The organism is Actinoallomurus bryophytorum (assembly GCF_006716425.1).
Lineage (GTDB): Bacteria > Actinomycetota > Actinomycetes > Streptosporangiales > Streptosporangiaceae > Actinoallomurus > Actinoallomurus bryophytorum.
This window is the reverse complement of record NZ_VFOZ01000001.1, coordinates 2852436-2865241: the sequence shown is the minus strand read 5'-3', so window position 1 is coordinate 2865241 and position 12806 is coordinate 2852436. Positions and strand designations below refer to the sequence as shown.

General features: G+C 72.8%; 1 protein-coding gene (only partly in view). It reads left to right on the top strand.

Translation table 11 applies throughout. The features are described 5' to 3' along the window. Positions 1 to 12806: the end of a toxin glutamine deamidase domain-containing protein gene (locus tag FB559_RS13375; RefSeq protein ID WP_141955915.1), read on the top strand. Its footprint begins 33517 nt before the window's first position; 12806 of the gene's 46323 nt are visible here — the last part of the coding sequence; its start codon lies beyond the left edge, outside the window; the stop codon is at positions 12804 to 12806.

The following is a 12806-nucleotide window of genomic DNA, read 5'->3' as shown; positions in this document are numbered from 1 at the left end:
CCACGCTCGGCCCGGACGGGGGAGCCGAGCTCAGCTTCATCCGCCGGCCCGGCCATTTCCAGGGGACACGGAGCACACGCCCCGACGCGCCGGCGAACATCAGGGTGCGGTCCGTTCCGGCGCCGGAGACGTCCGCGGCCACGGCACGTGCGCAGTTCGACCGCCACGTCGGATGGCTGGACCGGCGGCAGGCGCGCGCGGCCGCCGAGCTGACCAGGATCGCGGGCGGGCTCGCTCCGCACGCCGCCCGTGACCTCAACGCCCAGGTCGACCAGATCCGCGCCCGCTTCCGCCGTGGGTTCGTGGCGAACGGCCTACGTGACACGCCGGCGCACGTGCGGGCACAAGAACGGCTCGACGTCATGGGCCGCGAGGCCAGGAACCTGGAGAACCTGCTCCGCGCGTACGGCGGGACCCAGCGACCGGGCTCCTCTGCCCAGGCGTCACCGGCCCAGGGCGCGTGGGCCGGCACTCCGGTGCCGGACCGCTTCGTCGCGGACGTCAACGCGCGGCTGCTCGGCTTCGGCGGGCGCTGGCTCGGCGGCGAGGTCGACCGTGGACAGATCGAGGAGGCGCTGCGCGACCTGCCTCAGGACACGAGCCCCCGATACCTGGTCACCGCCGTCGCCCATCTGATGGTCGACGGCGTGGTCCCCCCACCGCCGGCCGAGCGCCATGCGGAGGGCGGCGATCAGGAGACAGAGGGCGGTAACGGAGACGAGCACGAGACCGTCAATGTGACCTCGAGCGTCACGTTGACCACGAGCGCGGGCGGGTCGGGCGCGATCGGCATGTCTTTCGCCGCACCGCCCGGGGAGGTCATCCGGTACCACTGGACCAAGCTGAAGGGCCGGCTGAGGCGGGTCGGTGACCGTGGATCCTCCGCGTGGGGAGCCGTGGGCCGGTCGGTGCGATCCGAACCGTCGACGACCACTCCGGCCGGTCCCTCCACGGCTCCCGAGCCCCCGTCCGTGGTGTCGCCGTCTCCCCGCGCGTCCTCTCCGGTGGAGGAGCTCGGTACCGGGCTGGATTCGGTTCCCTCCCCCGCGGAGGAGTCGGCGCGGCTGGCGGCGATGCCGGCCGAAGCGCGCGAGTCGGAGCTGGCGTCCATGCCGGCGGCGGACCGCGAGCGGCTGGCGTCGGACCCGGACTTCGTCCGCGGCCTCCGCGACGCCCTGTCCCGTACGGAGGACGGCCTGTCCCGTACGGAGGACGCCCTGTTCCGAACGGAGTTCGCGTCCGCCGTGGCGCAGCTGATGATCCAGATGCCGCCGGAGGTCGAACGGCCGGTGACGGCACGGCATCGGCTGCAGGCGCTGCTCACCCCGATGCTGCACGATCCCAAGGTGGCGGAACAGCTGATCCTCGCCGGTTCGCGAGTGATCGTCCTGCCGAGGGGAGAGCGGCTGACGTCCCTGGCACCGTGGCGTCACCTGGCCGGCAAGGCGGTCCACGGACCGGCGGTCCGGGTCTGGGACGACGTGCGCGGAGCCGGTGGCATCGTCCAGAAGGCCGTCGCGGTCCCGGAGGAGAACATCCTCGGGGAGACGGCCCTGATCGGGGACCGGTTCATGGCGGAGGGCTATTCCACCGCCACGCACGAGTTCGCGCACCTCATCCACTACCACGCGTTGACCGCCGGAGATCGGTTGCTCATCACGCAGGCGTTCACCGCGAAGGCACGCGCGGACTCCTTCAACCGTCCCGTGGAGTGGCCGGACGGTCCTCGGACGAACCCGGAGCGCCCCGGCCGGATCAACTATTCGGCCCAGGACGAGGACGAGTACTTCGCGCAGGTGACGAACGCCTACCTGGGCCTGAACGCCGGGCCCGACCCGTTCACCGGGCTGGAGCGTCACAACGGTGCGGCCTGGGCCCGCGTGCAGGAGATCCTCCTGCTGCCCCTGCTGGAGCGCCTCTACGGACGAGACCCTGTGATCACCGAGCGCGCCAACCCCGTCACCGAGACGCGGGCCGAGAACGAGGTATACGCCGCTCACCGCGAGTTCTGGGCCGGCCATGAGCTGCGGGAGGCCGAGCAGGAGGCCCTGTCCCGCTCGGCCGGGGAACGCCTCATCCTGGCCGCCGCGCTGGAGACGCGGCTGGGCAGGGTGCTGCCGCCGTACGACGGAACGTCGGCGGACTGCGTCTACCGGCTGGATGCGGTGCGGCGGGAGTTCTACGGCGGCTCGGCGGTGTCCCGCGACGACTTCACGGTCGGATCCCGGCGGCCCGAGCAGGAACTGGCCGCGGCCACGGGCGGGGAATGGCGTCCGCTGGACGGGCCGCCGAAGAGCGTCGCGTCCCTGCTGAGGCGGCTGGGACCGGGCTCGATGGCGTTCGAGCTGACCTCGATGGAGACGGGGCCGGGCCACGCGTTCGCGATGCGGAACGAGGGCGGCCACCTGTTCTGGCTGGAGACGCAGGAGGGGCCCGGGCTGCGGGTGTACCCCGTCGAGGACGACGCGCCGTCGCCCGGCGGGAACACGCGCTTCATCGTGACGGACGCGACCGGCCATGCCGTGGATCCGGACTCCCTGCCGGCGGGGCCGTACGACGTGGACGCGCTACGGCTCGCGCCGGAGGACCTGAGTTATGCCGCGCAGGGGCGTGAGCACGAGTTCCAGCACGTCGTCCACGGCCACGGCGCGACCACGTTCCGTGGCACCGAGGAGACTCTCGTCTTCAACCGCGCGACCGGCGTGGTGGTGGAGACCGACACGACCCACCTCTGGGTCGCCCGCGGACGCTACTACGCGACGCAACGGGCCGCGCAGGCGTCACGGCGGGGCAAGGTCAGGCGCGTCTCCGTCAACATCGTCGAGGTGGTCTCCCGGCGCGAGCGGGTACTGCCGTCCGGTGAGGAGCAGCTTTACGACCCCGCGGTGGTCCAGGCCGGGATCCGCGACGCGAGGCGGCGCCTGAACAACGCGGTGCGGCTGCGGGACGGCGAGGCCGGGCCCGGCTTCCGCGGCACCTCGCTGCGGGAGCTGTTCGGCGACGATCCCAACTACGAGTTCGGGCCGGACGCCGATGACCTGTCGATCCTCCTGCCGCCCGGCTTCGACGACTCGGTCTACACGCACATCAGCGAGGGAACGCCGCTGACGTTCACGCTGGCGTTCCTCCGGGCCATCGAAGGGTTCGCCGACGCCAGCGACGTCAAGAGGTACTTCCAGGCCGGGGTGCGGTTCGGCGACGAGCAGGTGCTGACGTACCTGGACGACCTGCTGGACCTGCGCGTCGGCCGGTTCGCCGGGCCGGCGATGGAGCACTATCCGGGCGTCGCCGAGGCGCGTACCTCGCTGACGTTCATGAACACGCACACCTACGCCGCCGCCCGCTCGTTCGTCCGCGGCGACGAGCACCTGGCGAAGAACCTCATCCACGGGACGCTGCGCACCTCGTTCGCCGCCGTTCGCGAGTCATTGTCGGGAGACGTCCGGGAGTTCCTGGAGCGCCACCGCGCCGACCTCCGGGAGTCACTGCGCGCCGACATCGCCGATCGGCTCGCCGACTCCATCAGGACCTACCAGCGGCACCCGCGCCGGCACCGGCGCTGGCGCGAGGCCGGCCCCCGGGCGCGTCCCGTGCTCGAGTACCCGCTGAGGAACCGGGGCATGACCCTCGGCGAGTACGCCGACAACATGCTGCTGCCCCGGGGCCTGCTGAGGCGCTACGTCGACCAGAACGACGCGATGAACGTCCGGACCAACTTCCGGCAGCTCGACCGCGATCTGGTCGTGACCGAGATCCGCGACGTCGGCCCGCAGCGGCAGAGCCTGCTGAGGTCGGAGCAGACGGCGGACTCGTTCGCCCGGATCGCGCGGCAGGTGTACGCGCAGGCCCAGCGGGTGGCCCGGAACAACGGCACCGCGGAGGGACGGGAGTTCAACGAGACGCTGGCCGACGCGGTGGAGACGCTCACCATGTACGAGCCGCCCCGCGCCGACCTGGCCACCGACGTCCGTGACCTGCTCAGCTCCGTCGCGCGGGAGGCTACGGACGCGGTCCGTGACCCGATCTTCCGGGGGAACGTGACGTCGAACCTCCAGGCCGACGCCGTCGTCGCGCTGAAGGAGTTCGTCGAAGACGCCGGCCGGGACACCGCCCGTACCCTGAGGCACGCCATCGCGGCCATCCGCGACGCTCTGCGCGACGTGCCCGGCGTCAACCGGGCCGCGCGCGGCCGGATTCGCAACGTGAGCGGTCAGGCCGATCGGCTGATCAGGGAGCTGGCCCGGCACTCGGATCGCCGGTATCCCGACCCGGAGTACATCAACGACGCCGGGGCGACGCTCTCGCCGGCCCGGCCGCGCTGGCACGACGTTCACTCGTCGGACGGGCACAAGGTCGGACAGGCGTTCTTCGACGACGCGGGCTGGCGGCTGCGCTCCCCGTTCTACGGCGACCTGGCGAAGGCGGAGTTCCGCTCCTGGTCGGGCAAGCCGGGCCAGGAGGTCAGCGCGCCGCTGGAGGTGCCGCTCGGCGACCGAAGCCGAGTGTACGTCCTCTCCGGGCACGGGTCGGAGCTGGGCGACCTGCCGCACCTCACCACGCTCACCGCCAAGGAGATCATGCGGCGGGGGTTCACGACCCTCCTGCTCGTCCGCTGTGCCACCGGCACGGCGGAGCCGTCATCGGCAGGGCTGCGGAACGTCGCACGGGACACGGGCCTGACCATCGTCGAGGAGACCGGCAAGGTCGCGCCGACGCCCGGTGTGATCAACCTTCTGCCCGACGCCGGCGGGCGGCCCACCCAGGTCCGGGTCCACCGCCCCGACGGGACCGTCGACCACTACGGTGTCGCGCCGGAAGACGCGACGGCGCCCTCCCTGGTGGAGCTGCCGGTCGTGCCGGAGGCGGGCGAACCGTTCGGGCGGGCGCTCGCCCGGGCCCTGGACCGTGACCCGTCCCTCCTGCCGGACACCGGCGAGGGCGGCGCGGGCGGCGGCTACGACCGGCTCATCGCGTCGCTGGCGGAGGAGGACCTGCCCGCCGCCGAGTCGTTCGGCGATCTCGACCGGCAGGTCGACGTCCACGACCTCGAACGCGCCGGCGTGGTGCTGACCTCCGTGCAACGGACCCAGGCGGTCCTGCGGGGCGGCCGGCTACCGCTCGCGACACTGGAGCTCACCCGCGTCCAGTCGTTGCGGCTGGCCCTGGAGACCGAACCCGCCACCGCGCCGCCGCGGGCGGAGCTTGCGGCGGTCCTCACCGCTGCCGTCCGGCCGCTGGGTATCAAGATCGTCTTCGGGGACACGCTCGCCGAGCCCCCCGCCCTGCCGCCCCGGACCGAGGAGTCCCCGGCCCCGGGCGCCGTCGAGAGTGACGCCGCGAGCACGCCGCACCCGCACCGGACCTACCAGCGTCAGGTCAGCACCGGCGACGGGCGGGACGTCGGCGACGCGTACTTCAACGACACGGACCGGCCCGTACGTGCGGGGTTCTACGACGGCCTGCCGAGGACGGCGTTCCGGTCCTGGTCGGACCTGCAAGGCCGGCCGGACACCACCCGGGTGGAATCGCCGGACGGGGACCCGGGGACGGCGAAGGCCCCCGAGCCGTCCGGTGCCGCGCGTCAGGTCCGGACCAGGGCGCGGGAGCTGGCCGGGCGGGGCCTCCCGGCCCTCCACCTCCAGCGCTCCGTCCCCGAGGCCGGGCCGGACGTCGGCGCCCCGCGTCAGGGATCCCGGGACCTGACGATCGACGAGGAGACCGGTCCGGCCGCGCCCACGCCCGATGAGATCCGCCCCGTGCCGGACGCCGCCGACCGGCCCGGCCACGTCGCCACGCGTACCGAGGAGATCGAGGCCGAGAACGGCCCGGTCGAGGAGAGGAACGGCCACGACGAGAGCCGGGCGCACCCGGCCGTCCCGCCGCCTCGGCCGGCGCGGGACTCCGCGTGGCACGCCGACATCGTCCTGCACGAGATCCGGGACGAGGACGGGAGGTTCGGCGGCCTCGCCTCGTACGGGCCGAAGGACATGGAGGCCCGCGCCGGCGCCCTCGCACGTGCCTCCTCGCTGAAGACCTACACGGCCTGGCACGTCAACGCCGAGGGCGAGACCGTGCCGATCACGCGGCCCATGCCGGCCGGGGAGAAGACCTTCCACTGGTTCTCCCACGGCGCCGCCGGCCGGGTCACCGCCGCGACACACGACGGCGGCACCCGACCACTGGACGTTGACGACCTCATCGACCTGATCGAGAACCGCCTGGGGGACGCCACCGACATCGTGGTGTGGTCCTGCCAGACCGAGACGGCCGTCGACCGCCGCGCCACTCTCGAACTCGCGACCCGCGTGAGCGAGCGAACCGGCCGCCGCGCGCACGTGCCCGAGTGGGAGACCGCCCTCGACCACGACCCGGAGACGGAGAACGCGAGCGCCCACACGTACGCCGACCCCGCGGGCGGGGAGACCGGCTGGACCTCCGTGTCGCCGCGTCCCGCGACCTCGTCGGAGCCCGGAGGTGTGCTCGTCGAGCTGCCGGTGTTGCCCGGAGAGGGCGAGACGTTCGGCAGTGCGCTGGCGCGGGCCCTGGACCGGAGCGCGACGCCGCTGCCCGAAGCGGACGGCACCACCCCGTACGACCGGTTCTTCGCCGCGCTGACCGAGGACGACCTGCCCGAGTCCGCGCCGCTCGCCGAGGAGTCCGCGCTGGTCGGTACCGAGGTCTTCCGGCAAGCCGGGATCACGCTGTCGGCCGGGATCCAGGCGCAGGCGATCCTTCAGCAGGGCCGGCTCTCGATCGGGTCGCTGAACCTCGACCGCGTGCAACGGCTCCGGCTCGCGATGGAGATGGAGTCGGCGGCCTCGGCGGAGATGTGGGCGGCGATGACGACCGCTCTGGAGGCCGCCGCCTTCCGCCTGGGCCTGCGGATCGTCCTCGGCGAGCCGGTGAGCGCCGGGGACCACCGGCCCGTCCTGCCCTCGCCGGAACTCCGCAACTCCGCGGTCGCCGGGAAGCGCGTGCGGTGGGCGGACGAGGACGGCGCGGACCTGGCGACCGACCTCGGCCCCGAGGCGGCCGGCGAGACTCCCGAGGAGCCGGAGCCCGCCGAGCGGCGGAGCCCGTGGTACCTGGAGTTCGACGCGCTCGGCGAGGCGTCCGTACGCGGGGTGGACCGGTGGCCGGAGGAGGAGGTCCGGCTCTGGGCCCACCACGTCGCGAGCGGCTCCCGGCACACGGACGACACCTCGGAGCTGAGCACCGGCATCCAGAGCGGGCTGCGGGAGATGCTGCGGACCGCCGACCCGGCCGGATGGGACGCACTGCTCCAGCGCGGCCACCTGCTCGTCGCCGACGGCCGTCTCGTGTGGCTGCGGCCCGTGCTGCGCGACGTGACGGTCGGAGCGCAGCCGACGGGGACGGTCCGCGAGTACGACGTGTCCTTCGCCTCGATGGCAGCTGGAGGAAAGAAGGAACGCGAGGTCTGGGCCGGGCTGGACGGCACCCTGCTGACGTTCTTCTCCCTCGGCCTGCGGACGGCCTCGGCGCTCATCCCCGGAGTGCCGGCGCTGGGCATGAGCTCGGCGGACAAGCAGGGCGAGGAGTGGGAGGTCCAGGTCATCGCGGGGCGCAAGCTGTTCGTGGGCGGGTACGCCCGCTTCCGCGGCGGCATCGCGGTACGCGTGTTCGTCGACGGACGAGAGCGCCCGAACGACGTCGTGCTCCCCGCGCGGTTCGACCTCGACCTGCCGAATGAGTTCACCGTCCCGGATGCGCCGCGGCCGAAGACGACGGCGCGGACGGTCGGCGAGACGAGAACGGGACGGCGACCCTCGCAGTCCGCGGAGTCGCTCAACGCGGTCGACCTGATCCCGACGGCGGCGGAGCTGCAGAGACGGCTCCTCGACGCCGGGCTGCCGGCCGGGTCGGCGCTCACCGTGATGGATGAGGCGCTGGAGCACCTGACCGAGAAGTCGGCGCGCAACCGCAGCCGGCTGCTGCTCAGCAGCGGCGTTCCGACGAAGAGACTCCGGGTGTCCACGGGCCGCACGAGCTCCTTCGAGGGGCATTTCCTCATCAGCGCGGACATCGAGACGCTCCAGTACTTCGGCGACAGCGACGTGTCCGTGCGAGAGGACACCGGCAGCGGCCTGACCGACAAGCCGGGGCGGGGCAAGGACAGCGGCGCGTCCCTGGGGCTTGGCTTCAACGCGGCCGGGCTCACCCACCCGGACCACCACGACGACGCGGGCAAGGGGTTCGCGCACGGGCCGGGGCTTACGCTCGGCTTCTCCCGCGCGGCGGGTCACGGGATGGCCGAGCAGGCCCTCGGCCACACCGTTCTCAACCGGAAGATGACGCAGGCCCGCTACCGGTCCGGGCTGCGGGTGAACGTGGACATCCGTTCGACCACACACGACATCCCACGGGTCTCGGGTGTGGCCGAGTCGGAGGTCGGGGTGCCCAAGGGCGAGGCCGCCGACTTCGAACGCCGGCTGACCGGCTCGACCCTGCCCGCGGGGGGCGCGTTCGCGCAGCGCCTGGTGCGGACGCTGCTGCGCGGCCCGTACGGCGTCGTGCCCAAGGAGGCGTACCGCCGGCCGCCGCGCCTCGACCGGGCCATGCCGGTGGACCCCCGTCACCACGAACCGCTGGCGCTCGCCGCGCGCCGGGGCCTCGGCTTCGGCACGGCCGCCACACTGCCCGGCGCGGAGCTCGTGCACGAGCAGCTCCGTACGGTCATGGAGCGGTGGCACAACACGCTGTCGAAGGGCGCGAAGGCCGACTGGTCGGAGGCGGACCTGCAGCTGGCCGCCTGGTACAGCCGTCCGGCGCTGGAGGCGGACCCGTCGACCACCATGGCCGGGATCGAGCGGACGGTGTCGGTCGGCGGGCGGAAGTACCGGCTGTACGCCCGCGCGTATCTGATGGAGCGGCTGAACCGCGGCACCACCTACTCCATGACCGTCAACCTGCGGGCGCTGGCGGCCGCGTCGTCGAATGGACACCGCGCCACGGAGCTGGGCATCCGGCTGGGGGCCGGGCTCGGCGCGCGGGTCACGGCGTTCTCGTGGCTACGGTTCGCGCTCGGTGCCGTCGGCGCGCAGGGCGGGTACTCCTACTCGCCCAAGCGCCAGCTCACAGGGGGCGTCAAGTCCTACCGCCGCACCGAGACGACCGGCGAGGTGGACGAGCACCCGTACAACGTGATCTATGGGCTGTCGGTGCGGTCGCCCGGCGGGCAGGCCGACATCTGGTGGATCGACCAGCGTGGGGACGTCACCGGCCGGTTCGTCCTGCCCCGCGAGCACCGTCCGGTGATACCGCCGACGCCGGAGCAGATCGCTGCGGCGCGGCAGACCTCCGAGTCCTGGCAGTGGCCGCAGGGCACGGGCGTCGCCCTCACGCGCGGGGTCTCGGGCCTGTACCCGACGTTCTTCGTCCTGCCGGAGCTGTGGCGGCTGGCCGCACGCATGTACGCGCGGGCGAACGACCTGCCGGACGCCTGGCTGGATGACTCGGGCGAATGGCCCGAAGCCATCAAGAACGCGACGCGTCCTGGTGGACTCGCCGCCCACTTCGCGTCTTTGACGAGCCGGACAGGGCGGTACGTCCGTCTGCCGCGGGGCAAGGACGGCCGCAAGCAGGCGCTGCGCGTCCGGTTGCGCGGGTACCGGCCGCGTCACCTGTACGCCGGCGACGACACCGAGATCGAGCAGTACGCCCAGAGCAACGCCGCGTACAAGGACGAGATCAAGCACAAGTGGGAGGCCGGGCCGACGTTCTCGGCCGGACCACAGTTCCGCCTGGGAGGCGAGGCGGAGGCCCCCCACTCGCTGAGCCCGGAGGACGGCGACTTCGGCGGCCATTCGCCGGAGAGCGCGAAGAACACCGGGCCGGGCGGGCGGATCCAGCTCACCGTCCACGGCGAGGCGCGCTGGGAGCACAAGAGCGAACACGGCCAGGAGCAGGGCCCGGTGGACATCACCCGCGCCACGTACGGCGGGCGGACGCACACGTATCGGATGGACCCGGTCTTCGAGGTGACCCTCATCCGCTGGAAGGGCGACTCGGTCACCTGGCAGTCACGTCACCTGCGTGCGACGGACGCGCTCGACGTCGTGATCCCCGAGCGGCGGATCTTCGACCTCGGGCTGACCGCGCCAGGGGTGACGCCACCGGTTCCGCGGACCCCGACACGTCACGTGCCGCCCGGCCTGCTGCAGGGGATGTCGTACCCGGAGACGATGGACGCCGCGGACGTCCTGCCCAGGATCGAGAGCTGGCTGCGCGACGAGAAGGTACTGCGTCCGCTGCCCGGCCACGGGGACCGGCCGAACCTGCTGACGCAGGAGCTGGAGGCGGCGTACTCCTCCGACGCGTTACGCAACCAGTACATCGCTCTCACCGGCTCGGGGGTGATCCGCTGGATTCCGCTGCCGCGTGCGTTCGGCGCCGTTCGTTACGTGTGGGTCCGGGTCACCGGGCGCGTCGCCGCCGCCGACGAACAACTGGCGCGGCCCGAGGTGAAGCTGACGCTGCGGGACGAGGGGCAGCGGAAGAAGACCGTCACGAAGTCGTCGGGGTCCGGGTACGGGGGCGGTTTCAACCTGCGGACCCGCGCCGGGAAGGAGGGGCACGACGGCGACCACGGCGGGATCGAGGGGAGCGGAGGGTTCAACCGGTCCTCCGCCCGGGGTGTGGAGAAGACCGAGAAGACGCTGGAGATCTACCGCGCCGGCACGCGGGAGGGGTCGCAGGAGTACGGGCACCCGTTGGCGTTCCGGATCGAGATGGGGCTGAGCGGTGAGCTCCCGGAGATCCTCAACGTGCCGGCCCGTGGCCTCGGGCTCACGGCCGTCGGCCTCGGCCGCCTCACGCGTGCCCGAGGCCTCGGCAGGCTCTGGTACGCCCATGGGATCTTCCTGCGGCACCATGTCGTCGAACCCGGCCCCGTGACGGGCCGGCTCCGGCTGCTCGTCCCCGACCACATCGCGCTCCTGGACGCGCCGGCCGACGGGCTCGAACCCGTGCTCGGGAAGAACCCGGTCTGGGACACCCGCCTGCCCTGGGGCGGCCGCGACCCGGAGGCGGTCGAGACGCTCATCGAGAACCTCCACCCGTGGGGCGTCCCGTTCGCGGACGCGGTGGAGCGATGGGCGGGGCTGCCCTCCTCTCCGTTCGGCCGGCCGAAGAACCTGAACGCACCGCGCGCCTGGTACGTCCCAGGCCTGGACTTCACCACCTGGCCGGGCGTGCGGTACCTGCACTTCACCGCGCAGAACACCATCCGGCCGGGCATCAAGGACGTGCTGCGGAACGCGTACGAGGTGCCGGTCGGCGGCCGGAAGACGATCGTCGGCGCGGAGATCGTGGGCGCGGAGGTGATCGGCCCGGCCGACGGGACGAACTTCAAGGGCCGCAACTACACGCAGGAGTCGGAGGCGGACAAGGACACCTCCGAGAACTCCGGCGGATGGCACCTGTCCTTCGGTCCCGAGGCGGGCGGCGAGATGGGCGCGGCCCGTGCGCTGGGAATCGGCGGTTTCGAGTACGCCCGCGAGCATGCCGAGGAGCTGTCCGGCGAGCTGGGCGGGACGGACGAGAAGAACAAGGAGGCCACCCGCCGGTACCGGCACTACCGGTTCGCCCTCGACCTCGTCATGCGCGGACACCACGGCACCCTGCGAGTGCGCGCGCCCCGTGGCCTGTACGGGATGATCCCGATCGAGGAGAACCCCGCAGGCGGGTACCGGCTGGTCGGCGGCCTGGAGGAGTCGCTGCCCGACCTGTTCGCCCGACCCCGCCGCCGCGACGCCGAGCACCCCGGCTGGCATGACGACATCGTCCTGCACCAGGTACGTGACGTGGACGGGCGGTTCCACGGCCTGGCCTCCTACCCGGCTCCGGACCTGGCCGCGCGCGGGCCGGCGCTTTCCGGCGCGGCTTCGCTGACCTCCTACACGGCCTGGCACACCGGTGCGGACGGCGCGCCGGCACCGGTCGTGCGTCCACTGCCCATCGGACCCGGCGCCACAGCATTCCACTGGTTCTCCCCTGGTCGGGCGGGGCGGGCCGTCGCGGCCGTGCACGGCGCGGACGGCCGATCACTGGACGGCGACGAGTTCGCCGGTCTGGTCGGTGACTGGCTGGACGGGTTCTCCGACATCGTGGTGTGGCCGTGCCAGAGCGGTCCGGCCGTGAACCGCCGCGCCACATTGGCGTTCGCCGCTCGTGTCGGCGAGCTGACCGGCCGCCGCGTTCATCTGCCGGAGTGGGAGACCGCCCTCGACCGTGACCAGCCGACGGGGGAGGTGAGCGCCCACACGTATCCCGATCCGGATGGGAGCGAGACCGGCTGGATCTCCGTGGCACCCCGGCCCAGGCCCTCGCCCGAGGCCCGCGGTGTTCTGGTCGAGCTGCCGATCCTGCCGGAGGAGGGTGAGTCGTTCGGCCGGGCGCTCGCGCGGGCCCTCGACCGGAGAGCCTCGCTCCTGGCGGATCAGGATGGTTCGGGCGAGGGCGTCACCCCGTACGAGCGGTTCGTCGCGGGGCTGAAGGAGGAGGATCTCCCCGTCTCCGCGCCGCTCGCCGACGAGGCGGCGCAGGTGCCTGTCGATGACCTCGAGCGTGCGGGGATCACCCTGTCCGCGGAGCAGCGGGGGCAGGCGACTCTGTCGGTCGGGTCACTGGGTCTTGGCCGTGTGCAGCGTTTCCGGCTCGCGTTGGAGACGACGCCGGCGACCGGGGAGACGATGGCGGAGATGGTCGCGGTTCTGGATGCCGCCGCCGGGCGGCTGGGCGTACGGCTCGTCCCCGGCCGGAACATCTCGGCCTACCCGAGGAGCTGA